20 protein-coding genes are annotated in these 25,558 nt (G+C 67.5%); 9 read left to right on the top strand and 11 right to left on the bottom strand.

The genetic code is table 11. The annotated features are described in order from the left end of the window. Positions 1–271 precede the first annotated feature (271 nt). Together AC13GF_RS13490 and AC13GF_RS13485 are read right to left on the bottom strand one after the other, a co-directional pair. On the bottom strand, positions 272–1,015 hold the full coding sequence (locus tag AC13GF_RS13490) for a basic secretory protein-like protein (protein ID WP_483004937.1): 744 nt from the start codon (positions 1,013–1,015) through the stop codon (positions 272–274). Continuing rightward, positions 1,012–4,356 (bottom strand): GH92 family glycosyl hydrolase, encoded by a 3,345-nt coding sequence (locus AC13GF_RS13485; RefSeq protein WP_483004936.1) that lies wholly within the window; start codon positions 4,354–4,356, stop codon positions 1,012–1,014. Before AC13GF_RS13485 ends, AC13GF_RS13490 begins: the two co-directional genes overlap by 4 nt. A gap of 411 nt (positions 4,357–4,767) precedes the next feature. Here AC13GF_RS13485 and AC13GF_RS13480 point away from each other — a divergent pair, with 411 nt between their 5' ends. The 4 genes from AC13GF_RS13480 to AC13GF_RS13465 all read left to right on the top strand — a co-directional run bounded on the left by AC13GF_RS13480 (position 4,768) and on the right by AC13GF_RS13465 (position 7,994). Next, positions 4,768–4,965 (top strand): zinc-finger domain-containing protein, encoded by a 198-nt coding sequence (locus AC13GF_RS13480; RefSeq protein ID WP_005410967.1) that lies wholly within the window; start codon positions 4,768–4,770, stop codon positions 4,963–4,965. A 14-nt stretch (positions 4,966–4,979) separates the two neighbouring features. Then, a complete protein-coding gene (locus AC13GF_RS13475; protein ID WP_483004935.1) occupies positions 4,980–6,095 on the top strand; it encodes a glycosyltransferase in 1,116 nt (371 codons plus the stop codon). Further along, positions 6,076–7,407: an O-antigen ligase family protein gene (locus tag AC13GF_RS13470; RefSeq protein WP_483004934.1), complete on the top strand. Its 1,332-nt coding sequence runs from the start codon at positions 6,076–6,078 to the stop codon at positions 7,405–7,407. Before AC13GF_RS13475 ends, AC13GF_RS13470 begins: the two co-directional genes overlap by 20 nt. A gap of 137 nt (positions 7,408–7,544) precedes the next feature. Further along, complete coding sequence (locus tag AC13GF_RS13465) at positions 7,545–7,994, top strand: REP-associated tyrosine transposase (RefSeq protein ID WP_483004933.1); 450 nt, start codon at positions 7,545–7,547, stop codon at positions 7,992–7,994. 42 nt (positions 7,995–8,036) lie between these two features. Here the strand turns inward: AC13GF_RS13465 and AC13GF_RS13460 are convergent, their stop codons facing one another. Beyond that, complete coding sequence (locus AC13GF_RS13460) at positions 8,037–8,954, bottom strand: LpxL/LpxP family Kdo(2)-lipid IV(A) lauroyl/palmitoleoyl acyltransferase (RefSeq protein WP_483004932.1); 918 nt, start codon at positions 8,952–8,954, stop codon at positions 8,037–8,039. 60 nt (positions 8,955–9,014) lie between these two features. Between AC13GF_RS13460 and waaA the strand changes: the two genes are divergently transcribed. Both waaA and AC13GF_RS13450 read left to right on the top strand, forming a co-directional pair. Continuing rightward, on the top strand, positions 9,015–10,313 hold the full coding sequence (gene waaA, locus AC13GF_RS13455; RefSeq protein WP_483004931.1) for a lipid IV(A) 3-deoxy-D-manno-octulosonic acid transferase: 1,299 nt from the start codon (positions 9,015–9,017) through the stop codon (positions 10,311–10,313). A 229-nt stretch (positions 10,314–10,542) separates the two neighbouring features. Next, positions 10,543–11,763, top strand: coding sequence for an amino acid transporter (locus tag AC13GF_RS13450; protein ID WP_483004930.1), 1,221 nt, complete (start codon positions 10,543–10,545; stop codon positions 11,761–11,763). A 96-nt stretch (positions 11,764–11,859) separates the two neighbouring features. Here AC13GF_RS13450 and AC13GF_RS13445 read toward each other — a convergent pair whose 3' ends face one another. The 3 genes from AC13GF_RS13445 to AC13GF_RS13435 all read right to left on the bottom strand — a co-directional run bounded on the left by AC13GF_RS13445 (position 11,860) and on the right by AC13GF_RS13435 (position 14,699). Continuing rightward, a complete protein-coding gene (locus AC13GF_RS13445) occupies positions 11,860–13,218 on the bottom strand; it encodes a TolC family outer membrane protein (protein ID WP_483004929.1) in 1,359 nt (452 codons plus the stop codon). 16 nt (positions 13,219–13,234) lie between these two features. Continuing rightward, positions 13,235–13,882 carry a protein-L-isoaspartate O-methyltransferase family protein gene (locus AC13GF_RS13440; protein ID WP_049398378.1) on the bottom strand — a complete coding sequence of 216 codons (648 nt, stop codon included), beginning with the start codon at positions 13,880–13,882 and terminating at the stop codon, positions 13,235–13,237. 136 nt (positions 13,883–14,018) lie between these two features. Then, positions 14,019–14,699, bottom strand: coding sequence for a TetR/AcrR family transcriptional regulator (locus tag AC13GF_RS13435; protein WP_483004928.1), 681 nt, complete (start codon positions 14,697–14,699; stop codon positions 14,019–14,021). A 119-nt stretch (positions 14,700–14,818) separates the two neighbouring features. Between AC13GF_RS13435 and AC13GF_RS13430 the strand changes: the two genes are divergently transcribed. Continuing rightward, positions 14,819–15,949 (top strand): efflux RND transporter periplasmic adaptor subunit, encoded by a 1,131-nt coding sequence (locus AC13GF_RS13430; RefSeq protein ID WP_483004927.1) that lies wholly within the window; start codon positions 14,819–14,821, stop codon positions 15,947–15,949. Positions 15,950–15,953: 4 nt separating this feature from the next. Beyond that, positions 15,954–19,115 (top strand): efflux RND transporter permease subunit, encoded by a 3,162-nt coding sequence (locus tag AC13GF_RS13425; RefSeq protein ID WP_126930107.1) that lies wholly within the window; start codon positions 15,954–15,956, stop codon positions 19,113–19,115. A gap of 543 nt (positions 19,116–19,658) precedes the next feature. Here AC13GF_RS13425 and AC13GF_RS13420 read toward each other — a convergent pair. Further along, a complete protein-coding gene (locus tag AC13GF_RS13420) occupies positions 19,659–20,564 on the bottom strand; it encodes a LysR family transcriptional regulator (protein ID WP_483004926.1) in 906 nt (301 codons plus the stop codon). 117 nt (positions 20,565–20,681) lie between these two features. Here AC13GF_RS13420 and AC13GF_RS13415 point away from each other — a divergent pair, with 117 nt between their 5' ends. Further along, a complete protein-coding gene (locus AC13GF_RS13415; RefSeq protein WP_483004925.1) occupies positions 20,682–21,455 on the top strand; it encodes an SDR family oxidoreductase in 774 nt (257 codons plus the stop codon). Positions 21,456–21,660: 205 nt separating this feature from the next. On the opposite strand, the gene leuB is transcribed toward AC13GF_RS13415, so the two are convergent. The 4 genes from leuB to AC13GF_RS13395 are packed head-to-tail and all read right to left on the bottom strand — an operon-like array spanning position 21,661 to position 25,548. After that, entirely contained in the window at positions 21,661–22,722 is a 1,062-nt protein-coding gene (gene leuB / locus AC13GF_RS13410) for a 3-isopropylmalate dehydrogenase (protein WP_483004924.1), read from the bottom strand. After that, positions 22,712–23,290, bottom strand: a complete 579-nt coding sequence (leuD, locus tag AC13GF_RS13405) for a 3-isopropylmalate dehydratase small subunit (RefSeq protein ID WP_483004923.1) — start codon at positions 23,288–23,290, stop codon at positions 22,712–22,714. The genes leuB and leuD overlap by 11 nt, the downstream gene beginning before the upstream one ends. After that, positions 23,290–24,708 (bottom strand): 3-isopropylmalate dehydratase large subunit, encoded by a 1,419-nt coding sequence (gene leuC, locus AC13GF_RS13400; protein WP_483004922.1) that lies wholly within the window; start codon positions 24,706–24,708, stop codon positions 23,290–23,292. Before leuC ends, leuD begins: the two co-directional genes overlap by 1 nt. Before the next feature lie 60 nt (positions 24,709–24,768). Continuing rightward, positions 24,769–25,548 (bottom strand): class I SAM-dependent methyltransferase, encoded by a 780-nt coding sequence (locus AC13GF_RS13395; protein ID WP_483004921.1) that lies wholly within the window; start codon positions 25,546–25,548, stop codon positions 24,769–24,771. Positions 25,549–25,558 lie beyond the last annotated feature (10 nt).

The following is a 25,558-nucleotide window of genomic DNA, read 5'->3' as shown; positions in this document are numbered from 1 at the left end:
AGGGACCGGACCGGCCTTCCCACCCTGGGCCCGACCAACTTTCCATGGGTGAGGGTGTCATGCGCAATCGAGTGACGCGGCGGTACTTCCAGCAGCTGTTCGCGCTCTACGCCAGCTTCGTGCAGTCGCGCTGAGGCGTAGAAGGCAGCGAGGTAGAGTCGACCGTTGGTCGACTATCGCGCGAAGCGCGGGGTTTTTGGTGGCTGTACGAAAGTCAGTCGACTAACAGTCGACTCTACCCAGTCGCCCCAATACCCAGTTGACCACCCAGTCAGTGCCGCTTGCCGCGGCGCGCCGGCGCCGGCGGCGGTGCATCCGAACGTGGCTTGGCGTACTGCGACCACAGCGCTGGCAGTGCCTTGCCGGTGTGTTTCTGCCACAGCGCTGGCGTATAGCGACCCTCGCGCAGCGCCTTGTCCAGCGCCAGCACCAGGCCGGGATGCTCGGCCTCGGCCCATTTCAGGAACGCACCGGTCACCCGGTAGCCGCTGTCGACGTTCTGGCCCTTCTCGACCTTGACCGGCAATGCCCAGCCGGCGGCGGTGTTGTCCATGCCGTAGCGGTCACGTGCGTAGTCGGCGATGCCTTCCACCAGCCAGCCCGGTACCCGTGCATCGCCGTAGCCGGGATACCCCTGCACGATGTGCATCGCCTCATGGGTGACCAGGTCGATGTCGTTCGGGTGTTGCGCCAGCCAACCTGGATTGATGGTGATCGTCGCTGCCTGGTCCTTGTCGCCGACGAAGGCGATGCCGGTGTAGGCAGGATCGATCACGATGCGCACCATCGATGGCGCGGCCGGATGGAAGTCCGCGCGTTCGCGCAGGTAGGCGAAGAAGAACGTATCGATCACGCGCTTGCGCTGCGGCGCGGCCAGCGCGCCACGCGCGTCCTGGTAATTCAGCGTCACGCCGTCGCGGGTCAGCTGCGTATCGAACGCCTGGGTCTGGCCGAAACTTGAGAAGGACAGGGCAACAAGGGCCAGAGGCAGAAGACGGAAGCGCATGCCGCTCATTGTACGGTGCCGGCCGCCAGCAGTTCGATCTCCGCCAGCGGCAGTCGTGCCGGTGCCGCCAGGCGCAGGCGGTACTCGCTGTAGCGACCGGGTTTGGCGATGCGGAACGGACGGGTCTGGCGGGCGGATTCGAAGTCTTCGCCGCTGCGCTGGTCGAGCACGGCCCAGCTGCCGCTGCCGTTGCGGGCCTCCAGCGTCCACTCACCGCCCTGGATACGGCCGTCACCGCTGGTCAGCGTGTACATCGTCGGGGTGCCCTCGGCCAGTCCGGTCAGCGCGATGGTTGCAGCGCCGCCCAGGCCCACTGTCGTGCCGGCATCGTCATCGAGCAGCGCGGGCAGGGCACGGCCATCGGCCAACGTCGCCTTCGCGCCGCTGCCGAGCAGGTCGTGCAGCAGCTGCGGGCGCTGGCCGCGCGCGGTCAACGAGCGCGGCACATCATCCACGCCACTGCCCCAGCGCGAGGGACGGGGTCCCATCACGAAGTCGAGGGTCGCGCCCTTGGCGATCAGCTCGTGCGGCACCCAGGTCTTGGTCCACGGGGTACCGTTGATCTTCAGCGACTGCACGTAGACGTTCTCGCGCGAGTTGTTGGCCGCATTCACGGTCAGCACCGCGCCACCCTGCAGCTCCACCCGTGCATGCTCGAATGCCGGCGAGCCTATCACGTACTCCGGGGCGCCCATGCGCAGCGGGTACAGGCCCAGCGAGGCCAGTACGTACCATGCCGAGGTCTCGCCGTTGTCCTCGTCGCCCGGGTAGCCCTGGCCGATCTCGCTGCCGACGTACAGCCGCGACAGGATCTCGCGCACATGCTGCTGGGTCTTCCACGGCTGCCCGGCGTACAGGTACATCCACGGGATGTGGTGCGCCGGCTGGTTGCTGTGCGCATACATGCCCATGCGCACGTCGCGCGCTTCGGTCATCTCGTGGATGGTGCCGCCGTAGGAACCGGCCAGTGCCGGGTCCGCGGTTTCCGGCGTGGCGAAGAAGGTATCCAGCTTCGCCGCCAGCTTTTCGCGGCCACCATACAGCGCCGCCAGGCCCTCGCCATCGTGGGCGGCGGTGAAGGCGAAGGTCCAGCCGTTGGATTCGGTGTAGTCGTGGCCCCACACGCGCGGGTCGTAGGCCTTGGCGTCCACGCGCCAGCGACCATCGGCTCGACGGCCCTGGAAGAAGCCGGCGGCCGGATCGAACATCGTCGCGTAACTGGCGGCGCGATGGCGGAAGTAGTCGGCCTCGGTGCTGTAGCGCTCGCGTGCGGCCGGCGTGGCCGCGCGCTTGGCCAGCGCATCGGCCATGTTGGCGATGCCGAAGTCATTGAGTGCGCCTTCCATCGTCCACGACATGCCTTCGTGCACGTCGGCGCTGGCATAGCCACGGAAGGTCGAACGGTCCATGCCCTTGCGGCCGACGTGGCGGTCGGGCGGTACCACGGTCGCGTTCTTCAGCGCGGCGGCGTAGGCCTCGGCCGGATCGAAGCCGCCGATGCCTTTCAGCCATGCGTCTGCAAATGCCACGTCCGAGCTGGTGCCGACCATCAGGTCGGCGTAACCCGGCGACGACCAGCGCGCGATCCAGCCGCCGGCGCGGTACTGCTCGATGAAGCCCTGTACCAGCTGCCCGGCATCCTCCGGAGTGAACAGCGCATAGGCCGGCCAGGTGGTGCGGAAGGTGTCCCAGAAGCCGTTGTTGACGAATACCTTGCCGTCGCGCACGGCTGCATAGCTGCGGGTCGCGCTGCCCTCGGTGTTGTCATCGCTGGCACTGGCCTGGTTGGCGTAGCGCCACTCCGGTGCGGCGGCGCTGCCCACGTTTTCATGGCCGGAATTCGGGTACAGGAACAGCCGGTACAGGCTGGAATACAGCGTGGTCTTCTGGTCGTCGCTGGCATCGCCGATGTCGAAGCGGGCCAGGCGTGCGTCCCATGCATCCTGCGCACGGCCGGCCACGCTTTCCAGCGTGTCGGCCGCAGCGATTTCCAGTGCGAGGTTGTGCCGCGCCTGCTCCACCGAGATCAGCGAGGTCGCGATGCGCATGGTCACCCGCCGGTCGCTGCCGGCATCGAACTTGATGTAACCGGTCGGGCGGCCGGTGTTGAGGCGCCCACTGCTGCGCCACGGCTTGTCGAAGCTGGCCACCATGTACATGCGGCTGGCGCCGTTGGACAGGCCGCTGCGCGTGTCGGTGTAGCCGGACAGCGTCTGCGTGGCGGCATCCAGAGTGATGCCACCGCGTGCATCGACATTGTCGAACAGCAGATTGGCGTCGCCGCCCTCGGGGAAATCGAAGCGGAACAGCGCAGCATGATCGGTCGGCGCGATGGCGGCGGCGATGCCGTTGTCGAAGCGCACGTCGTAGCGATACGGGCGCGCGCGTTCATGGCTGCGATCGAACGACAGCGCACGCTTGCGGCGGTCGGCCTCCGGCACGCCACGGCTGGCCGAGGGCATCACCTGGAAGGTCTGGCGGTCGCCCATCCACGGGCTGGGCTGATGGCTCAGCGCTAGCGCCTGCAGCTGCGGGCGGTTCTGTGCGTCGTTCTGTTCGTTCCAGCGGTACAGCCAGTTCAGTGCGCCGGCATCGGTCACCGGGGTCCAGAAGTTGAAGCCGTGCGGTACCGCGGTGGCCGGGAAATTGTTGCCGCGCGAGAAGGTGCCGTTGGCCTGGGTGCCACGGGTGGTCAGCACCCAGTCGGAGGCGCGTGTCGGCTGCTGCCTCGGTACTGTGTCCAGGTGCACGTCATCGATCCAGCCGGAGACCGGCGCACCGTCGGTACTGGCCACGTCCAGTTCGATCGCGACCACGCGGCGGCCCTTCAGCGCGGGCACGTCGCCCAGCCGCACTGCCTTGCGCGCCCACTGCTGCGGATACAGCGTCTTCGACGCGCCCTGCGCACGTGCGCCGAGGGCCACCCCATGCTGGTCACGCGCAGCGCTGGCCGAAACGCGGTTGCCATCGTCCAGCAGCAGGTCCAGTGACACATAGGTCGAGGCCACGGTGTCCTTGCCGACGATCTCCGGCAGCACCAGCCACGACAGGGTGGTATCGGCCTCGATCGGCAGGTCGGTCTTGAACAGCTCGCGTCGCGCGCTGCCGCCTTCGCTGCTGTAGCGCAGTGCATGCAGGCCGCTGTAGCCCGCATTGCGCTTGGCGGCGTAAGGCGCCGCAGGGCCGTTGCCGATCGTGACCTGCAGTGCACCCGCGGCCTGCGACGGGGCAGGTTCGCCGGGCTCGAACGAGGTCTGCAGTCCCTGTGCCAGCACCGGCATCGCGGTAGTCGCACAGGCCAGGGCCAGGGCGAGCGGAAGCAGGGCGCGGCGTGGATCGGACAGGGTCATGCAAGGGTCTCCCGGAAGGGCAGGCGGCGGGCAGAACCCGCATCGGCGGACACCACGGACAGCATCGCTCCGCCCGCCGGGATGGCAGTGGAAGAGGCGATGCCGGTCCGGTGGGGGCGGGCCATGCGATCGGGTCGGATTGGGGCAGGCCGGTTCACGACCTGGCCCGATCCTGCAACAGCCGTGGCAACCTGACAAGTGCCATTTAGTTCGATCCAAATGCGGGAAATATCGTTGTCGGCGGTTTCCCGGGGTGAACCTGCAGGATCGGTCGGGAATTCCCCATCCCGAGGTGGCATGCAAGGTCGCAGGGAATCGGCCCGGTACGCGCAAAGACCCGTTGAGGCGCAATGTCGGGGCGGCCCGGATGCTAGAATCACAGGCCTCGCAACCCGTTCATCGACATCCGCCATGAGCCATACCGCCACCGCGCCCGCCAACGCCGAGAAGCGCTACACCGTGCACCGCAGCGATCTGCCGCTGAGCTGCCCGACCCCGGAAATGGCGCTGTGGAACTCGCATCCGCGCGTGTACCTGCCGATCGAAGACGAGCCCAATGGCGAAGCGCAGTGCCCGTACTGCGGTTCCGTGTTCGTGCTGGCCGACTAAGCGGCCGCCCCTCGATGCGCCGATTGACCGTGGTGCAGTTGCTGCCGGCGCTGCACTCCGGCGGTGTCGAGCGCTCGACCCTGGAAATCGCTGCGGCCCTGGTCGCTGCCGGTCATCGTGCGCTGGTGGTCTCCGCCGGTGGCCGCCTGGTGCAGCCGCTGCTCGATAGCGGTGCCGAGCACCTCACCCTCGACATCGGTCGCAAATCGCTGCTGACCCTGCGCCACCTGCCGACCCTGCGCCGCCTGTTCGCCGAAGTGGGCGCGGATATCGTGCATGCCCGTTCGCGGCTGCCGGCCTGGCTGGGCCTGTACGCGATCCGTGCCATGCCCGCCGCACAGCGCCCGCACTGGGTGACCACCGTGCACGGATTGAATTCGCCCAGTCGCTACAGCGCGGTGATGACCAGCGGTGAACGCGTGATCTGCGTGTCCAACAGCGTTCGCGACTACGTGCAGCGGCACTATCCGACGGTTCCCGAAGCGCGCCTGCAGGTGATTCCGCGCGGCGTCGATGTCGCACAGTTTCCGCGCGTGGCCCGCGCCGACCGCCGGCCACGACTGGCGCTGGCAGCCGACTACCCGTGGCTGGCGCAGGTTGAGGGCCCGCTGCTGCTGCTGCCGGGGCGCGGCACCCGGCTGAAGGGGCATGCGCATGCGCTGCAGCTGCTGGCGGATGTACGCGCGGCCGGTGTGCCGGCACAGCTGTGGATGCTGGGTACCGATGAACCGGGCCGTGAAGCGTACGTGGCCGACCTGCGCCGGCAGGCCGCTGCTTGGGGCGTGGCCGACGCGGTGCAGATCAGTACGCCGACCGCGCGCATCGCCCAGGCCTATGCGGCCAGCGATCTGGTGCTGCAGCTGTCGGACAAGCCCGAAGCATTCGGCCGTACCGTGGTCGAGGCGCTGTCGGTCGGCCGTCCGGTGCTGGGCTGGGATCATGGTGGCGTCGGCGAACTGCTTCGGCAGCTGCAGCCCACTGGCGCGGTGCCGCTGGGCGATGCACGCGCGCTGGGTGAACGTGCGCTGGCCCTTCTGGCGCAGCCGCCGTCCTTGCCGACCCGCATCCCGTTTACCCTGCAGGCCATGCAGCGCGATACCCTCCACCTCTATGCCGACCTCGCCGGCTGACCCCGCAACCCTCGTGCGCGAGGACCGCGCCGGGCGCTGGGCGCCGTGGTGGGTGCTGGCGTACGTGGCGCTGTGGCCGTTGCCGGGCATCGCTGAAACCGTGCTCGGGCTTGGCGCGCTGTACGCCGCCGCGCGCATGGTCATGCGCCGCCTGCAGCGCCGCCCGCACCTGTTGAGCACGGCAGCCTGGGCGCTGACCTCGATCCTGTTCCTCGGCTATTGGCTGCCGCAGGCGTTCTCGGCGTTTGATGCGATCGATCCGGCAGCGTCGTGGACGAAGGCGGCCGCCGGCCTGCGCTACCTGCCCTTCATGTGGCTGGTGGCGATCGCGGTGGCCACGCCGGAACGGCGGCGGCTGACCTTCGGCGGCCTGGCGCTGATCACCGGCGCATGGACCCTGGATGCGCTGGTGCAGGCGGTGGCCGGTACCAGTCCGTGGTTCTGGTCGCTCGAGCAGCTGAAGCTGGCCGTGAGTGGCCACGCGCTGTGCCCGGCCGATGAAGCCGCACTGGCCGACCGCCTCAGTGGTGCGCTCGGGCCCTGCAATCTGAAATTCGGCCAGGTGCTGGCCAGCCTGTCACCGTTCCTGCTGCTGCCGATGGCGCGACGTTTCGGTAGCGCAGGGTGGTTGCTGGCCGCTGCTGCACTGGGATGCGTGCTGTTGCTGGCGGGTTCGCGCGCCTCATGGATCACCTTTGTGCTGGTGCTGGCCTACAGCGGCGTGCGCCAGTTCGGCTGGAAGCGGCTGCTGCTGCTGGCCCTGGTGGCAGCGCTGGGTACGGCCGCACTGACAGTGGGCGTGCCGCAGCTGCGCGAGCGTGTTGCGCGCACGGCACAGGCATGGAACGAAGACGGGCAGGGCGTTGACGAGGCGCTTTCGGGACGCGCGCGCATCTGGACGGCGGCGGTGTGCATGATCGAGGAACATCCGGTCAACGGTGTCGGTGCGCGTGGCTTCCGCGATGCGTATCCGGCCTGCGTGGCCGACGAGGGCCCCGCCGTGTGGGGCAATCAACCGGCATTGCACGCCCACCAGATCGTGCTGGAGATCCTGGCGGAAACCGGCGTGCTCGGCCTGCTGCTGTGGTCGGCTGCCGTGGCCCAGGCCTGGCGGGCCTGGCGCTATGCACCGGTGGCTGCGCGTGACCGGGCCCGCCCGGCGATGCTGGCGCTGGCGGTCACGGTGTTCCCGCTCAATACGCACCTGGCGTTCTATTCCGCGTTCTGGGGTGGCCTGACCGTGCTGTTGGCCGCGTTGTTCGCCGGCAGCCTGTTGGCCCGGGACGCGGAAGATTCCCCGCCGGTGAAGTGACCGCGCATCCGCGCATGGTAGGGATCAACCATGGAGTCGATCAGTAGATCCACGCCATGCGTGGATGGAGCTTTCCCGACGCAAACACGGGTAAACCACCACTACCGGTGTTTCCATGCGTATCGCACGCTGGAGGCATGGCCAGCCCAAGACTCCGCTACGGTCGATATTCCCGATCCGGCAACGTGTACGCATTGACCACGGCAACCCTTGGCCGTGAACCGTTATTCGCCGATGCGGCGAACGTGGCGATCCTGATCGACACCCTGCGCTTCGTCGAGCGTAGGGGCTTCAGCCACAGTCTCGCCTGGGTGGTGATGCCCGACCATCTGCACTGGCTGATGGAACTGCGCAGTGGAACCTTGGCCGAGTGCATGTCCCTTCTGAAGTCACGCAGCAGCAGGTTGCTGAACCGGCGGCTGGAGCGGCAGGGCGCGCTGTGGCAGCACGGCTATCACGACCATGCAGTGCGGACCGACGAATCACTTCACGAGAAGGCGATGTACATCCTGGCCAATCCGGTCCGTGCGGGCTTGGCGTGCGTGGTGGGGGAGTACCCGTACGCCTGGTGCCGCTGGCCGTTGTGAATCCCGACACGGGATCGAAGAGCATCCACGCATGGCGTGGATCTACTTGTAAAAATCGCTCCGCCCGCCCGGCTGGCGCTTGAAACGGCGGTGGATCCACAGGTACTGGTCGGGGGCCTCGCGCACCATCTCTTCGATGGCCTGGTTGACCCGCGTGGTATCGGCTTCCACATCCTCGCTGGGGAAGTTCTCCAGCGGTGCGCCGATCTTCAGGAAATACTTCCCGCCCTCGCGGCGGTGGAAGTATGGAATCACCGCGCAGCCAGTCATCCGCGCCAGCTGGTGGGTGGCGGTAATGGTGGATGCGGTATGGCCGAAGAACGGCACGAACACGGTGTCCTTGCCACGCATGTCCTGGTCCGGCGCATACCAGAGGAAGCCGCCCTTCTTCAGGTGGCGCACGGTCGCGCGGATGTCCTCGTTGGCGAACATCGCCTTGGCATAGCGCAGGCGGCCGAACTTCACCGCCCACTCGTACACCGGGTTCTTGTGCTTGCGGTACATGCCTGAAAGATCGACGTAGTCGCACAGCAGGCGGCCGCACATCTCCAGGGTCATGAAGTGACCGGACACCAGCAGCACGCCGCGGCCTTCGGCCTGCATCTGCCGCAGATGCTCGAGGCCTTCGATCTTCACCTGTGGGCGGATGCGGTCGATGCTGCCCCACCAGGCGCGGATGCATTCGAGTACGCCCACGCCCAGCGCGTCGAAGCTGTCGCGCACCAGGCGCTGGCGCCAGGCTTCGTCCTTCTCCGGGAAGCACAGCTGCAGGTTGACCTCGGCAGCGCGACGGCGGCTGTCGAGCAGGCGCCAGCTGATCCAGCCGACGCCACGGCCGAGCGCACGCTGCAGCATCCACGGCAGGCGGGCGATGGCGAAGGCGCCGAGCATGGCGGCGAACATCGGCCAGTTGCGGGGATCGCGCAGCGACGGGCGGACGGCGGTGGTGGCATCGGACATGGCGCCATTCTACCAACCCGGCTGCGTGTCTTTCCCGGGGGGCTCCCGTATCCTTGCCGCATGCGTAAAGACCCTGTCGAATGGATCCTGCGCGGCCTGTACTCCGCCGTGCTCTACATCCTGCTGCCGATCACCGTGTACCACCTGGTCTGGCGCGGTTTCCGGGTCCGTGAATACTTCCGGCGCTGGGACGAGCGCTATGCCTCGTATCCGCAGCCGACCGGCCAGCCACGGGTCTGGCTGCACGCGGTCTCGGTGGGCGAGGTCAATGCCGCCGCGCCGCTGGTCAATGCCCTGCGCCAGCAGCGTCCGGACATCCGCTGGGTCATCACCACCATCACCCCGACCGGTTCGGAGCGCGTGCGCGCGCTGTGGGGAGACGCGCTGGACCACGTCTATCTGCCGTACGACGTACCGGGCAGCGTCAACCGCTTCCTCGGCCACTTCCAGCCCAGCCTGGCGCTGATCCTGGAAACCGAGCTGTGGCCGAACATGCTGTTCGGCTGCCGCGACCGCCGCATTCCGGTCTACATCCTCAACGCCCGCCTGTCAGCGCGTTCGCTGCGCGGTTACCGGGTGCTGGCGGCGCTGATCCGCCGAGCGCTGCGCACGGTCACCTGCGTGGCCGCGCAGTCGCAGGACGACGCCGAACGCTTCGTCCAGCTGGGGGCTGCACGGGAGCAGGTGCAGGCGCTGGGCAACCTCAAGTTCGATATCGCCACGCCGGATGTGCAGGGTTTCGTCGAGCAGTTCCATGCCTGCGTGCCCGCCGGGCGCCCGGTGTGGATCGCGGCCAGTACCCACGATGGTGAGGAGCAGGCGGTGATCGACCTGCATCGGCGCCTGCGCCAGCAGCACCCCGACCTGTTGTTGCTGTGGGCACCGCGGCACCCCGAACGCTTCCCGAAGGTGGAGGCGCTGGCGCGCGAGCAGGGCTGGGACGTGGCGACCCGTCGCGCGAAGCAATGGCCGGAGGCCGGCACGGATGTATTCGTCATCGACACCCTGGGCGAGCTGATGCCGTTCTATGCCTGCGCGCAGGTCGCCTTCGTCGGCGGCAGCCTGCAGCCGATCGGTGGCCACAACCTGCTGGAACCGGCGGCGATGGGCACTGCCGCTGTGACCGGTCCGCACCTGCACAACTTCGCCGAGATCTCACGGCGCATGCGTGAGGCCGGTGCGTTGCTGATCGGCGAGGACGTGCAGGCGGTGGGTGACCTGCTGCAGCATCTGCTGGGCGATGCACAGGCGCGCGAGGACATGGCCCGTGCCGGTTGCACGCTGGTCAGCAATGGCCGCGGTGCCCTGCAGCGCACGCTGGCGCTGGTTGCGCCACATCTGCCGCCGCCGCGCAGCTGAGCCGGGCAGCAACACCGGCAGGTCGGACGCTAAGCGGACCGACTGACGTGATCGACTGCATCAATTCTGCTTAGCAGCCCGATTCCTGTCGCAGCAGGACCGGATGCGTGGCTGCGAACGTGTTTGTGGTCACATTGCGATGCGCACAGTACGGATTCTGATACCGCCACTTGGCGCACGCTGCCAGCCTCCTGTCGACCGCGCTTGTGCGGATTCAAGAGGGCTTGCGATGGACAGCGACAACCGCCGTGGCCGGCACGCGCTGCTGGGAATGGATCACTTCGCGATGGTGGCGTTGACCCTGCTGCTGGGTGGCAGCGTGATCGCGCTGGTTGGCCAGTACACCGCCGCCCAGGCGGGCCCGGCCATCGTGCTGAGTCTGCTGCTGGCCGCACTGGGCACGGCGCCGATGCTGTATTGCCTGCATGTGCTGAACCAGCAGCGGCCCGCAGCCGATGGCCTGCACGGCCTGCTGCAGGCCGCCTGGGGCACGGCGGCTGCGCGCCTGCTGGGTGCTGCACTGCTGCTGGAACTGGTGATGACCAGCGCGGGCGTGACGCAGTCCATGGCCGGCCACGCGCGCGCGCTGTTTGCCAGTCGCGGTATTGAAACCGGCAGCGCGCTGCCGGATCCGGTGATGGCCGTCAGCAGTCTGCTGGTGCTGGGTGCATTCGTGCTGCAGCCTCCGCGTCGCATCGCGCTGACGGTCTGCGTGCTGTTGACGGTGAAGACCGGTGTCGGGCTGTTGCTGTTGGCGCTGGCGGTCCGCCACGTGCACTACGCGAACTGGATTCCGTGGTTGCCGGATGCCACCGCGCCTTATCGATTCGGCCCCGGTGGGGTGCTGGCGGCAAGCGTGCCCCTGCTGGGGGTGTTTGCCAGTGTGGGGCTGGCGCTGGGATTTCCCGGGCGTGGCCCGCAGGCGCATGCACGATCCCCCTGGCTGCTGGCGGCCGCGCTGCTGCTGGCGACGCTGCTGCTGATCGTGCTGGCCGCATTGCAGGCCGGACTGGTCGAATTCCCGGCATTGGCCAGTACGCGGCCGTTGTCGGTGGCATTGCAGGGCCATCCGCAGTTGCAGTGGCTGCTGCCCTTGCTGCCGCTGGCGGGCATGGCCGGGCTGGCGGCACTGCTGCTGGTGCTGTTGTCGCTGGCCGCACATCTGGCAGCGCAGCTCTGGCCTGTGGCCGGTGATGAAGCGCCCGGGTTCCGGACGCGGCTGATACCGGTCACCGTGGTGCTGGCGGCAGCGTTGCTGGCGTTGGCAGCGCCGGTCGGCGCATTGCCGGTGCTGCCAGGACCGGCAACCCTGCTGGTGATGGCGGCCCTGTGCATGGCGGCGCTGCGTGTACGTGCGCCGATGCCGGGTGCTGCGATGGTGCTTGCGCCCCTGGCCACGGCGCTGTGCGTGCTGGCCGCAGTGGAGCGGGCAGGCGCGTGGCCGGGCTGACGGCCGGCAGATCTGCGCCATGCGTGCGGCCGCACGCGCCGCCCACAAAAAAGCCACCCTTGCGGGTGGCTTCTTCGTTGCCGGCAGGGCGACGACTCAGTGCGTGGTCGTTGCCGGGTTGCCGGCGTCCTGGGTCAGCAGGCGGTTCACGTCCTGCAGCTCGGCCACGTCCAGCGCACCCAGCGACTGGCTCAGCAGCAGGCGGTTCTGCAGGAAGGTGTAGCGCGCCTGGGCGTAGTCCAGCTGCGCCGAGAACAGGATGCGCTGGTTCTGGATCACGTCCAGCACGGTACGGGTACCGACTTCCAGGCCAACCTGCGACGCGTCGTACGCACTCTGCGCCGAGACCACCGCCAGGCGGCGGGCTTCCACTTCGCTGATGCCCTGCACCAGGGTCTGGTAGGCATTGCGGGTGTTGCGGTCCAGGGCACGCTTCTGCTGCTCGTAGCCGTCCTGGGCGATGTCACGCTGGGCCAGTGCCTGGCGCACATTGGACTGGGTGGCACCGCCAGCGAAGATCGGCACGCTCAGGGTCAGGCCGATGCTGTTGGTGCGCGCGTCCGGCGACAGCGAGCCGGCACCGGTGCTGTCACCCCAGGTGGCGCTCTTGCCCCAGCTGCCGCCCAGCGACAGGGTGGGGTAGTGGCCGCCGCGGGCGGCCTGCACACCGGCTTCGGCGGCACTGACCTTCAGTTCCTGGGCCTTCAGCGCCGGGTTCTGCCCGGTGGCCTGGTGCACCAGTTCATCGATGTTGCCGCGGTTGGCCGGCACTTCCGGGCGGAAGTCCGCCGGCAGGCCACGCAGGTTCACCACCGGCTGGCCAGTCAATTCGGTCAGGGCCTGGTAGTTATCGGCCAGGGTGTTCTGCGCGACGATGGTGTTGGCGCGCGCCTGGTCATACTGGGCGCGTGCTTCGTGCACGTCGGTGATCGGCGCCAGGCCCACTTCCAGGCGCTTGTCGGCGAAGTCGAACTGCTTCTTCGCGGCCGCTTCATTGGTCTGTGCGGCGTTCAGCGATTCGATCGCCACCAGCACGTTGAAGTAGGCCGCCGAGGTGCGCACGATCAGGCTGTCGTTGGCCGAATCGAGGGTGAAGTCCGCCGCCTTGCTCAGCTCACGCTGCGAGCGCAGGTTGTTGATCTGGGTCCAGTTGAACAGCGTCTGGCTGCCCTCGACCGAGTAGTTGCGGCGCTTGTTGGTGAACGAACCGGAGTTGATGTCGGCATTCGGCTCGCTGCGCGTGCGGTTCAGCGTGGCCTGGCCGTTGATCTGCGGCAGCAGGGCGGCGCGCGCCTGCACGGCGCCTTCCTTGTCGACCAGCCGGGTCGATTCGGCGGCGGACAGCTGCGGATCGCCGTTGCGCGCCATCTCGTAGACCTGCAGCAGGTCGGCGGCATGGGCGGACAACGGCAGCAGGGCAGTGGCCAGCGCAACAGCGAGGGATCGGCGGATCATTGCGGCTTCCTTGGACTCAGAGGTGGAACTGGGGTGCCGGGGCGGCACCGCGCAGGTAATCGATATCGGTCTCGAACAGGGACTCGGTGCTGCCGTCGGCCTTGACCAGCAGGGCCTCCATCGCCGGCGAGCGGCCGTGGATCACGAACAGGCGACCACCCGGACGCAGCCACGAGGCAAACTGTGACGGCACCACGTCGACCGCACCAGTGACACAGATCACGTCAAAGCGGCGTTCGGTCTGCCAGGACAGGGCGTCAGCCACTTCCACGCGGACGTTGGTGCCCAGGCCGGAAGCGTCCAGGCGGGCACGCGCGGCGGCGGCCAGTTCCGGGTCGATCTCCAGGCTCAGCACGTCGCGCGCCAGCGCGCCGATGCAGGCTGCCAGGAAGCCGCTGCCGGTGCCGATTTCCAGCACTTCGTCACCCGGCTGCAGATCCAGTGCCTGCAGGGTACGGCCCTCGATGACCGGCTTCATCATCTTCTGGCCATGGCCGATCGGCAGTTCGACATCGGCGTAGGCCAGTGCCCGGTGTGCATCGGCGACAAAGGCCTCGCGCGGCAGGCGGGCCAGGACGTCGAGCACCTTGATGTCCAGCACGTCCCAGGGACGGATCTGCTGTTCCACCATCAGTTCGCGGGCGTGGGCGTAATCAATCGTCATGAGGTTCAAATCCAGCGCAGTGGGCCGGCCATTTTACCGGTGCCGGAGGCCGGCGGCGCGCCCAGAGCATCAGCTGCCGGGTGGCCGGGGTCGCAGTGCCGGAAGTCATCGCGACCTCCGGTTCGTTCAGTTTTGGTTATTCAGCCGTCCCGGCCCCTCGCGGCGCATAGGCGCGCAGGAAGAAGTCGATGCTGGCGGTCACATGGGCAAGAGGGTCGCACTCCACCGGTGACAGTGGCATGCCGCACATCATATGCATGTGCACTTCGCCCTTCACCAGCGTCAGGAACTGCTGGCCGGCCAGGTAATAGTCGCGGATGTGCAGCTCGCCGCGTTCGCCGCGCGCACGCAGGAAATCGGCCAGGGCCTCACAGGTACGTTCCGGGCCGGCCTGCCAGAACAGCTCGCGCAGGCGTTCATCGGTCTCCGGCGCCATCATCATGCGCTGGATGGAGATTGCCGCGTCGGAGGTGATCAGCTCGAAGAAGGCCAGGCCGATGCCGATCAGCTGGTCGCGCAATGGGCCGTCCGCGTCGGCCACGAACAGGGCGTCGGGCAGCATTTCAATGCATTTTGACTGCACGGCCTCGGAGAACAGGGTCTCCTTGTCGCCGAAGTGGCTGTACACAGTCAGCTTCGAGACGCCCGCCTGAGCAGCGATGGTGTCCATGCTCACGCCGGTATAGCCCTGTTCGATGAACAGTGCCTTGGCTGCTTCAAGGATCGCCGCGCGCTTGCCGAGGTCCTTGGGACGCCCGGGTCCGGCGGCCTTGGCAGCGGGCTTGGCCGACGGCTTGCGGGAAGTGGGAGAACTCATCACGACAATACTAGACCAAGCGGTTCGATATTTATACTATACCGGCCGGTTTATTAAATTGGGCCGGCAGTCGCGGCTCCCCCCTTAGTTGCAACCCTGCGTTTTCAGGACGTTGACCGATGAAGATCGTGCGCTGGATGGGCGGTATGGTGTGGGTGGCTGCGCTGGCAGCCTGTTCGGGACAGGAACAGGCGCCACAGGCGGCCGTACCGGTACTGGTGGTTCACCCCGGCGAACAGGCCGGGCAGGCCCCGGCGGCGTTCCCGGGCACGGTGCGTGCCCGCCAGGAAAGCCCGCTGTCGTTCCGCGTGGGTGGCAACCTGGTCAAGCGCCATGTTGATGCCGGTCAGCGGGTGAAGAAGGGCGACGTGCTGGCCGAGCTGGACGTGGCTGACTTCGCGCTGCAGGCGCGTGCCTCGCAGGCGCAGCTGGCCGCGGCTGAAGCCGACCTGGTGCGTGCCCGCGACGACCTCAAGCGCTACCAGGTGCTGGCCGACCAGCAACTGGTCAGCCGTTCGCAGCTGGACCAGCAGTCCGCCGCCTTCAAAGCGGCGCAGGGCCAGGCCAACGCCGCCCGCGCCAACCTCGATGTGCTGCGCAACCAGGCCGACTACGCGCAGTTGCGCGCACCGGCTGACGGCGTGATCGCCAGCCGCGAGGCCGAGGCCGGGCAGGTGGTGTCCGCCGGACAGACCATCTTCAACCTGGCCGCCGACGGTGGCCGCGAAGTGCTGATCGACCTGCCCGAAGCCACCATCCGCGACTACGCGGTCGGCCAGCCGGTCGAGGTGGAGTTGTGGAACCGCCCGGGGCAGCGCCTGCCGGGCACGATCCGCGAGATTGCTGCCGCCGCCGATCCGCAGGCACGCACCTATGCAACCCGGGTCAGCCTGGCGGCCGATGCGCTGGCCGATGTCGAGCTGGGCCAGAGTGCACGCGTCTACAGCAGCGCCGGCCGCCACGGCACCCTGCAGCTGCCGCTGGGCGCACTGCAGCGCGGTGCCAACGGTGCCGCCAGCGTGTGGCTGGTCGATCCGGCCAACAGCACGCTGAAGGCCGCAGCGGTCACCACCGGTGCGTTTGGCAGCGAGACCGTGCCGGTGCTGTCCGGCGTGAACGCGGGTGACTGGGTGGTTGCCGCCGGTGGCCACCTGTTGCGGGCGGGCCAGCCGGTGATCGCCGTGGACCGGCAGAACCGCCCGGTGCTGAAGCCGGCCGCGCCGGCGGCTGCCGCCAAGGCCAAGGAGTAAGCCGGTGCGCCGCTTCAATCTATCCGAGTGGGCGCTGGCCAACCGACCCCTGGTGTTGTTCGCGATGCTGGCGTTCGCGCTGATCGGTGCGTGGTCGTACAAGCATCTGGGCCAGTCCGAGGATCCGCCGTTCACCTTCAAGGCGATGGTGGTGCGCACGCTGTGGCCGGGTGCCACCGCCGAACAGGTCTCGCGGCAGGTGACCGAGCCGCTCGAGAAGGCGCTGATGAACACTGGCGAGTACGAGTTCATCCGCTCGTATTCGCGGCCGGGCGAGTCGCAGATCATCTTCATGGCGCGCGACAGCCTGCGGTCCAAGCAGATCCCCGACCTCTGGTACCAGGTGCGCAAGCGTGTGGGCGACATCCGCCCGACGCTGCCGCGCGAAATCGTCGGTCCGTTCTTCAACGATGAGTTCGGCGATACCTACGGCAACATCTATGCGTTGACCGGCAAGGGCTTCGACTATGCGGTGATGCGTGATTACGCCGACCGCATCCAGCTGGAACTGCAGCGCGTGCCCGACGTCGGCAAGATCGACCTGGTCGGCCTGCAGGACGAGAAGGTGTGGATCGAGCTGTCCAACACCCGCCTGGCGACGCTGGGTGTGTCGATGCAGCAGGTGCAGCAGGCGTTGGCCGACCAGAACGCGGTCACCGGCACCAGCTTCTTCGAGACCGCCACCGACCGCGTGCAGCTGCGCGTGACCGGCCAGTTCAACGACATCGAAGCGATCCGCCAGTTCCCGATCCGCGCCGGCGACCGCACCGTGCACCTGGGCGACATCGCCGAGATCAAGCGTGGCTTCGCCGATCCGGCGTCGCCGAAGATGCGCTTCATGGGTGAAGAGGCCATCGGCCTGGCGGTGGCGATGAAGGATGGCGGTGACATCCTCAAGCTCGGCGCCAACCTCGATGCCGAGTTCGAGCGCCTGCAGAAGACCCTGCCGGCCGGCATGCAGCTGCGCAAGGTGTCCGACCAGCCGCAGTCGGTGGAGGAGTCGGTTGGCGAGTTCGTGCAGGTGCTGACCGAAGCGGTGGTGATCGTGCTGCTGGTCAGCTTCTTCTCGCTGGGCCTGCGAACCGGCCTGGTGGTGGGCGTGACCATTCCGCTGGTGCTGGCGATGACCTTCTTCGTCATGCACTACTTCGACATCGGCCTGCACAAGATCTCGCTGGGTGCACTGGTGCTGGCACTGGGCCTGCTGGTGGACGATGCGATCATCGCGGTGGAGATGATGGCCACCAAGATGGAGCAGGGTTACGACCGGCTGCGCGCGGCCAGCTTCGCCTGGGAATCAACTGCGTTCCCGATGCTGACCGGTACGCTGATCACGGCGGCCGGCTTCCTGCCGATCGCTACCGCGGCATCGAGCACGGGTGAGTACACCCGCTCGCTGTTCCAGGTGGTGACCATCGCGCTGGTGGTGTCGTGGATCGCGGCGGTGCTGTTCATCCCGTACCTGGGCGACAAGATGCTGCCGGACCTGTTCAATCCGCAGCCGCCGAAGCCGGGCAGCCTGTCCGCGCGCTGGCACGCCAAGCGCCAGCAGTGGGCCGACCGCTATCCGGCGCTGGCCAACCTGATCGCGCCGCCGCAGCACGGGCACGACCATGATCCGTACCAGCGCCCGTTCTATCGCAGCTTCCGTCGCTTCCTCGATGGCTGCCTGCGCCACCGCTGGTGGGTGATCGCTGCGACCATCGCCCTGTTCGTGTTCTCGCTGATGATGTTCCGCTTTGTGCCGCAGCAGTTCTTCCCGGATTCGACCCGGCCGGAACTGATGGTGGACATCGAGCTGGCCGAGGGCGCGTCGCTGCGCTCGACCCAGGCCCAGGCCGAGAAGCTGGAGAAGCTGCTGTCCAGCCGCGAGGGCATCGCCAACTACGTGTCCTACGTGGGCACCGGTTCGCCGCGCTTCTACCTGCCGTTGGACCAGCAGCTGCCGGCCACCAACTTCGCTCAGTTCGTGGTGTTGGCCAAGGACATCAAATCGCGCGAAAGCACCCGTGACTGGCTGCTGCACGAGGTGATTCCGAAGTTCCCGGACGTGCAGATGCGCGTGACCCGCCTGGAGAACGGCCCGCCGGTCGGCTATCCGGTGCAGATGCGCATCTCCGGCGAGCACATCGAGAAGGTGCAGGCGATCGCGCGCCAGGTCGAAGCCAAGGTGCGTGAGAACCCGCACGTGATGAACGTCAACCTGGACTGGAGCGAGCCGAGCAAGGTAGTGCGGCTGGTGATCGACCAGGAGCGTGCCCGCGCGTTGGGCGTGAGCAGTGCCCAGGTCAGCCAGTTCCTGTCCAGTTCACTGGCCGGGCAGTCGGTGAGCGTGTACCGCGAAGGCAACCGCCAGATCGAGATGCTGCTGCGCGGGCCGGCCGATGAGCGCAACCAGCTGGAGCTGCTGTCCAGCCTGTCGATGCCGACCGCCAACGGCGGCAGCATCACGCTGTCGCAGGTGGCGACGATGGAGTATGGCTTCGAGGACGGCATCATCTGGCACCGCAACCGCCTGCCGACGGTGACCGTGCGTGCCGACATCAGCGATGGCATGCAGCCGCTGGACGTGGTGCATCAGATCCTGCCGACGCTGGACGGCATCCGTGCCGAGCTGCCGAACGGTTACCTGCTGGAAACCGGCGGTACCGTGGAGGATTCGGCACGTGGCCAGAACTCGATCAAGGCTGGCATGCCGCTGTTCCTGGTGGTGGTGGCCACGCTGCTGATGCTGCAGCTGCGCAGCTTCTCGCGTGCGGCGATGGTGCTGGTGACCGCGCCGCTGGGCATCATCGGTGCGACCCTGTTCCTGCTGCTGTTCCGCGCGCCGTTCGGCTTCGTGGCGCTGCTGGGCACGATTGCACTGGCCGGCATGATCATGCGCAACTCGGTGATCCTGATCGACCAGATCCAGCAGGACATCGACGCCGGGCATGACCGCTGGCATTCGATCATCGATGCCACGGTGCGCCGTTTCCGCCCGATCGTGCTGACCGCGCTGGCGGCGGTGCTGGCGATGATTCCGCTGTCGCGCAGCGCGTTCTATGGCTCGATGGCGATCTCGATCATGGGCGGCCTGATCGTGGGTACGGTGCTGACCCTGGTGTTCCTGCCGGCGCTGTATGCGGCGTGGTTCCGGGTGAAGCCGGATGAATCCGGGGCGTGATGCCCCGGATTCTGCGGCCACCGCCCTGGTAGGTGCCAACCTTGGTTGGCACTTCGGCGCGTATCCACGCATGGCGTGGATCTACTGGAGCTGATCTTTGCCCTGGTAGGTGCCAACCTTGGTTGGCACTGCGGCATGCATCCACGCATGGCGTGGATCTACTGGAGCAGGTCTTTGCCCTGGTAGGTGCCAACCTTGGTTGGCACTGCGGCATGCATCCACGCATGGCGTGGATCTACTGCAGCAGGTCTTTGCGCTGGTAGGTGCCAACCTTGGTTGGCACTGCGGCATGCATCCACGCATGGCGTGGATCTACTGCAGCAGGTCTTTGCGCTGGTAGGTGCCAACCTTGGTTGGCACTGCGGCATGCATCCACGCATGGCGTGGATCTACTGCAGCAGGTCTTTGCGCTGGTAGGTGCCAACCTTGGTTGGCACTGCGGCATGCATCCACGCATGGCGTGGATCTACTGCAGCAGGTCTTTGCGCTGGTAGGTGCCAACCTTGGTTGGCACCGATGCATGCATCCACGCATGGCGTGGATCTACTGGAGCTGCAGGCCGCTCCGCAGCACCGGCAGCAGCCATTCGATGAACACCTGCACGCGTTGTGCGCGATGTTGCCGATGCGGTTGCAACAGAGTCACCGGCAAGGGCTGCGCTACATGCTGCGGCATCACTTCCACCAATGCGCCTGACTGCAGTTCGGCCTGCACGTCGTAGCGTGGAATCTGCAGCAGCCCCAGCCCCGCCACACAGCACGCGATCGACGCCTCGGCGCTGTTCACCCGCACCCAGCCGGGCATCGGCAGCGTGCGCAGCTGGCCGCCGTCCTGCCACTCCCACGGTTCCACCCGTGCGGTGGTCGGCGACGCATAGTTCACCGCCCGATGCTGCTGCAGGTCGGCAGGTTGCTGCGGCACACCGTACTCGCGCAGATAGACCGGCGCGGCAACGTTGACGAAGTCGAGCTGGCCCAGCTCGCGCGCCACCAGGCTGGAGTCACCCAACTGACCAACCCGCAGCACTGCATCGCAACCGTCTTCGATCAGGTTCACCGCGCGGTCGGTCATGCCCAGGTCGACTTCCACCTGCGGATACTGCGCGAAGAACCCGGGCAGCGCCGGGGCGATGACGCGACGGCCGATGCGACTGGGCACGTCGATCTTCAGCAAACCGGCCGGTTGCGCGTCGTCCTGCCGGAACAGCGATTCGGCGTCTTCAACCTCCGCGATCAGGCGCAGGCAGCGGGCATGGAACACGTCGCCATCATGGGTGGTAGACACCCGTCGGGTCGAGCGCTGCAGCAGGCGGGTGCCGAGCCGCTGCTCCAGCTCCGCAATGGCTGCCGAGACGGTGGAGCGGGGCAGGCCGAGCTGGTCGGCGGCGCGGGTGAAGCTGGCGCACTCCACCACCCGGGTGAAGATGCGGAAGCGATCGATCCGGTCCATTGTTCGTTGGCTCTGGAAAGTTAAGTCAATGTGGCGGGCTTTATCCGCATTTTCTGCACGATATCGTCGTCAGGGCAGGGTTGCCACCCCGGGCAGCCCCCTCCCGAGACCGAAGCCATGACTGACCATTCCCTCAAGGGCAAGACCGTGCTGATCGCCGGTGGCGCCAAGAACCTGGGCGGACTGATCGCCCGCGACTTCGCCAGCCAGGGCGCCAAGGCCATCGTCATCCACTACAACAGCGCCGCTACCCAGGCCGATGCAGAGGCGACCGTCGCCGACGTGCAGGCCGCCGGCAGCAAGGCCGTCGCCCTGCAGGGCGACCTGACGTCTGCCGCAGCGATGGAGCGCTTGTTCGCCGATGCCGTGGCCGCAGTCGGCCGTCCCGACATCGCCATCAACACTGTCGGCAAGGTGCTGAAGAAACCGCTGCTGGAGATCAGCGAAGCGGAGTACGACGAGATGAGCGCGGTCAATGCCAAGGCGGCGTTCTTCTTCCTCAAGGAGGCTGGACGCCATGTCAACGATGGCGGCCGCATCTGCACCCTCGTGACCTCATTGTTGGGCGCGTTCACGCCGTTCTACTCCAGCTATGCCGGTACCAAGGCGCCGGTGGAGCATTTCACCCGCGCGGCGTCGAAGGAGTTCGGTGAGCGCGGCATCTCGGTGACGGCGATCGGGCCCGGCCCGATGGACACGCCGTTCTTCTATCCGGCCGAGAGTGCCGATGCGCAGGCGTATCACAAGACCGCGGCCGCGCTGTCGGCGTTCACCCGCACTGGCCTGACCGATATCGCCGACATCGTGCCGTGGATCCGCTTCCTGGTCACCGATGGCTGGTGGATGACCGGGCAGACCATTCTGGTCAATGGTGGGTACACCACCAAATAATCCAGCCACGCGTGGCGTAGCTCTACTGCGGTGGTGGGTGCCAACCCTGGTTGGCACGGATGGCTGCATCCACGCATGGCGTGGATCTACCGCGCGAGATTCGAACGATCCACGCATGGCGTGGATCTACAGTAGAGCCACCCCATGGGTGGCTGCGCGCAATGTCCGAAGGAAAGGCCGCCACGCATGGCGTGGCGCTACCGGATCAGTTGAGTTTGGCCAGCACCGCATCCGTGGCGGCGGCGGTACTCACCGCCTGGCCCTTGGCGGCCAGATCGGCGGTGAACACGCCATCGTCCAGCACGGCGTGGACGGCAGCTTCCACCGCAGCAGCCTCGGCTTCCAGGCCCAGCGAATGGCGCAGCAGCATGGCGGCGCTGAAGATCGTCGCGTAGGGATTGGCGATGCCCTTGCCGGCGATGTCCGGAGCCGAGCCGTGGATCGGTTCGTAGATGCCCACCGCGCCCGGTTCACCCAGCGAGGCCGACGGCAGCAGGCCCAGCGAGCCGGCCAGCATCGAGGCTTCGTCGGTGAGGATGTCGCCGAACATGTTCTCGGTGACGATCACGTCGTACTCGCGCGGCTTGGCCAGCAGGTGCATGGCCATGGAATCGACCAGCTGATGCTCCAGCGCTACATCCGGGAACTCTTCGCGGCCGATGCGCGCGGCCACGTCACGCCACAGGCGCGAGGTCTCCAGCACGTTGGCCTTGTCCACCGAGGTGACCTTGCCGCGGCGCTGCCGGGCCAGGCGGAACGCACTGCGCAGCACGCGTTCGATCTCGGCCACGGTGTAGCGGCACAGGTCGCTGGCGCTGTCGGCGTCGCGGGTCTTGTCGCCGAAGTAGATGCCGCTGGTCAGCTCGCGTACCACCACGAAGTCCACGCCCTGCAGCAGCTCGGCCTTGATCGGCGAGGCGTGCAGTGCGGCCTCGTGGGTGCGCACCGGGCGCAGGTTGGCATACAGGCCCAGCGCCTTGCGGATCGCCAGCAGGCCCTGTTCCGGGCGCACCTTGGCGTTGGGGTCGGACCACTTCGGGCCGCCGACCGCACCCAGCAGCACCGCGTTGGCGGCCTGACAGGCAGTCAACGTAGAGGCGGGCAGCGGTTCACCATGACGGTCGATGGCGATGCCTCCGATGTCGTGCTCGCTGAAGGTAAAGCTGTGGTTGAAGCGTTCGGCGACGGCCTTCAGGACGGCGACTGCCGCGGCGGCCACTTCCGGGCCGATGCCATCACCGGGCAGGACAACAATTTCAGCGTGCATGCTCACTCTCGTAGCGTTCGATTTCAGGGACACGGCCCAACAGATACCCCAACTGGTCGACGCCTTCCAGCAGGCAGGTCTGCGAGAAGCCATCCAGCGGGAAGGAATAGACGCGGCCGTCAGGTGTGCGCAGCTCGCGCGCGGCCACGTCGATGGTCAGCTCGTCGTTCGGGCGCTGCATCAGTACCTGCACGTCGGCTTCGTCCAGTACGATCGGCAGCAGGCCGTTCTTCAGCGAGTTGCCACGGAAGATGTCGGCGATCTCGCTGCTGACGATGGCGCGCAGGCCCAGATCAGTCAGTGCCCACGGTGCATGCTCGCGCGAAGAACCGCAGCCGAAGTTGCGACCCGCCAGCAGGATGCTGCGGCCGGCGTTGTGCGGCTGGTTGAAGGCGAAGTCGGCCACCGGCGAACCGTCGGCCTGCCAGCGCCAGTCATTGAACGCGTTGCGGCCCAGGCCAGCGCGTTCGGTGGTGGACAGGAACCGTGCCGGAATGATCTGGTCGGTGTCGATGTTGGTCTGCGCCAGCACCACGCTGGACGAGGTCAGGGTACGGAAACCGGCCATCACGCCACCTCCTGTGCGAACAGTTCGCGGGTGTCGGCGACGTGCCCGTTCACCGCGGCCCAGGCGGCGCTCATCGGCGAGGCCAGCAAGGTGCGCGAACCGGGGCCCTGGCGGCCTTCGAAATTGCGGTTGCTGGTGCTCACGGCCAGCTGGCCGGGAGCGACCAGATCGCCGTTCATGGCGATGCACATCGAGCAGCCTGGCTCGCGCCACTCCGCTCCGGCCGCACGCACGATCTCATGGATGCCCTCGGCCTCGGCCTCGCGCTTGACGATCTCCGAACCCGGCACCACCAGCATGCGCACCCGGTCAGCGACACGACGGCCGCGCAGCACCTGCGCCACTTCGCGCATGTCGCTCAGGCGACCGTTGGTGCACGAACCGACGAACACCACGTCCACCGGGGTGCCGGCCAGCGCCTTGCCGGCCTGGAAATGCATGTAGTCCAGGCCCTTCTGTGCGGCGGCATCGTTGGCCGCCGGAATCGGCGCATCCACTGCGATCGCGGTGCCCGGATGGGTGCCCCAGGTCAGGGTCGGGCGGATATCGGCGGCGTCGATATGCACTTCGCTGTCGAAGCGCGCGCCCTCATCGCTGCGCAGCTGCTGCCAGCGGGCAACGGCGGCGTCGAAGTCGGCGCCCTTGGGGCCGCGCGGAGTGTTGGCCACGAAGTCGAAGGTGACCTGGTCGGGGGCGACCATGCCGGCGCGTGCACCGGCCTCGATCGACATGTTGCACAGGGTCATGCGCTGTTCCATGTCCATCGCTTCGATGGTGCTGCCGCGGAACTCGATCACGTGGCCGGTGCCGCCATTGACGCCGATCACGCCGATGATGTGCAGGACCACGTCCTTGGCGCCGACGCCGGGCGCCAGCGGGCCATCGACGGTGATGGCCAGGGTCTTCGCCTTGCGCTGCAGCAGGCACTGCGTGGCCAGCACATGGCCGACTTCGCTGGTGCCGATGCCGAACGCCAGCGAACCGAAGGCTCCGTGGGTGGAGGTGTGGCTGTCGCCGCAGACGATGGTCATGCCCGGCTGGGTGAAACCCTGTTCCGGCGCGATCACGTGGACGATGCCGCGATTGTCCGAGGCCATATCGAACAGTTCGATACCGTGCTCGGCGCAGTTGCGCGCCAGCGTGGCGACCTGCGCTTCGGAGGCGGCGCTGGCGTAGGGCAGCGTGCCATCGGCGGCGGCCGGCAGGGTCGGCGTGGAGTGGTCCATCGTCGCCTTGGTGCGATCCGGGCGGCGCGGCGCCAGGCCGCGCGAACGCAGCTCGGTGAACGCCTGCGGCGAGGTCACCTCGTGGATCAGGTGCAGGTCGATGTACAGCACGGCGGGCGCGCTTTCAGATTCGGGAACCACCACGTGGGCGTCCCACAGTTTGTCGTACAGGGTGCGGGGTGCGGAAGTCATGCGTATGCCTGGCAGAAGTACGAAATAGCGAACATCAGTAAAGAAAGCGGAACGGTCAAGTCAGCGACGGCGGGCGAGCACGCGCAGCCGCACGTAGTCGGCCAATGGCTGGCTGGCGGCATTGCGCGGCAGCTCGGCGAGCAACGCGGTGGCCGCCTCGCGCACGGTGGCGCGTGCCTCGGCCGGCAGGTCGTCCAGCAGCGGTGCGGCGAATACCCGCAGCCAGCCGGCCACACCGGTCGGCAGTGCGGTGGGGCGCGGCGTGCACTCGATCAGTTGAACCTGGAAGCCATGCTGGCGCAGGCGGTCGGCGTAGGCATCGGCCGTCGGGAAGTACCACTGGAAAGCGCTGGCGCCGTGGCCGTGAGCCACGCGTGCGGCCTGCACGGCCGCGATGATCGTGGCCACGTTGCCGTGGCCACCGAACTCGGCGACAAAGCGGCCGCCAGGGCGCAGGGCGCGGCGCACGCCTTCCAGCACGCGGTCCGGAGTCGTCATCCAATGCAGTGCCGCATTGCTGAACACCGCATCGAACTCGCTGTCGAACGACAATGCGTGGCCATCCATCAGCTGGGCGTCGACACCGCGCGCGCGCGCGGCGATCACCAGCTCCGGCGAAGCATCCACGCCGTGGATGCGCGCACCGCTCAGGGCCAGTTCGGTGCTGAGTACGCCATCGCCACAGCCCAGGTCGAGGATGCGTTCACCGGCGCGCGGGTCGAGCAGGCGCGATACCGCGCCGCCGAGCAGGGGCACGAAGCCGGCGTCGATCGCATAGTCCTGGGCGTTCCACTGCTGGCCAGCGGCGCTGGTCGGGGTGGGGGTGTCGAAGGCGCTCATGGCGGGGTCC

Source organism: Stenotrophomonas sp. 22LJNL06-5-1, assembly GCF_056861455.1.
This window is presented reverse-complemented; position numbering and strand designations above follow the sequence as displayed.

Coding starts and splice junctions, on each gene's coding strand:
- AC13GF_RS13415 (WP_483004925.1), top strand. CDS start 20,682: ATGACTGACCATTCCCTCAAGGGCAAGACCGTGCTGATCGCCGGTGGC.
- AC13GF_RS13460 (WP_483004932.1), bottom strand. CDS start 8,954: ATGTCCGATGCCACCACCGCCGTCCGCCCGTCGCTGCGCGATCCCCGC.
- AC13GF_RS13435 (WP_483004928.1), bottom strand. CDS start 14,699: ATGAGTTCTCCCACTTCCCGCAAGCCGTCGGCCAAGCCCGCTGCCAAG.
- AC13GF_RS13480 (WP_005410967.1), top strand. CDS start 4,768: ATGAGCCATACCGCCACCGCGCCCGCCAACGCCGAGAAGCGCTACACC.
- AC13GF_RS13470 (WP_483004934.1), top strand. CDS start 6,076: ATGCCGACCTCGCCGGCTGACCCCGCAACCCTCGTGCGCGAGGACCGC.
- AC13GF_RS13485 (WP_483004936.1), bottom strand. CDS start 4,356: ATGACCCTGTCCGATCCACGCCGCGCCCTGCTTCCGCTCGCCCTGGCC.
- AC13GF_RS13395 (WP_483004921.1), bottom strand. CDS start 25,548: ATGAGCGCCTTCGACACCCCCACCCCGACCAGCGCCGCTGGCCAGCAG.
- leuB (WP_483004924.1), bottom strand. CDS start 22,722: ATGCACGCTGAAATTGTTGTCCTGCCCGGTGATGGCATCGGCCCGGAA.
- AC13GF_RS13440 (WP_049398378.1), bottom strand. CDS start 13,882: ATGACGATTGATTACGCCCACGCCCGCGAACTGATGGTGGAACAGCAG.
- leuC (WP_483004922.1), bottom strand. CDS start 24,708: ATGACTTCCGCACCCCGCACCCTGTACGACAAACTGTGGGACGCCCAC.
- leuD (WP_483004923.1), bottom strand. CDS start 23,290: ATGGCCGGTTTCCGTACCCTGACCTCGTCCAGCGTGGTGCTGGCGCAG.
- AC13GF_RS13450 (WP_483004930.1), top strand. CDS start 10,543: ATGGACAGCGACAACCGCCGTGGCCGGCACGCGCTGCTGGGAATGGAT.
- AC13GF_RS13445 (WP_483004929.1), bottom strand. CDS start 13,218: ATGATCCGCCGATCCCTCGCTGTTGCGCTGGCCACTGCCCTGCTGCCG.
- AC13GF_RS13420 (WP_483004926.1), bottom strand. CDS start 20,564: ATGGACCGGATCGATCGCTTCCGCATCTTCACCCGGGTGGTGGAGTGC.
- waaA (WP_483004931.1), top strand. CDS start 9,015: ATGCGTAAAGACCCTGTCGAATGGATCCTGCGCGGCCTGTACTCCGCC.
- AC13GF_RS13490 (WP_483004937.1), bottom strand. CDS start 1,015: ATGAGCGGCATGCGCTTCCGTCTTCTGCCTCTGGCCCTTGTTGCCCTG.
- AC13GF_RS13430 (WP_483004927.1), top strand. CDS start 14,819: ATGAAGATCGTGCGCTGGATGGGCGGTATGGTGTGGGTGGCTGCGCTG.
- AC13GF_RS13465 (WP_483004933.1), top strand. CDS start 7,545: ATGGCCAGCCCAAGACTCCGCTACGGTCGATATTCCCGATCCGGCAAC.
- AC13GF_RS13475 (WP_483004935.1), top strand. CDS start 4,980: ATGCGCCGATTGACCGTGGTGCAGTTGCTGCCGGCGCTGCACTCCGGC.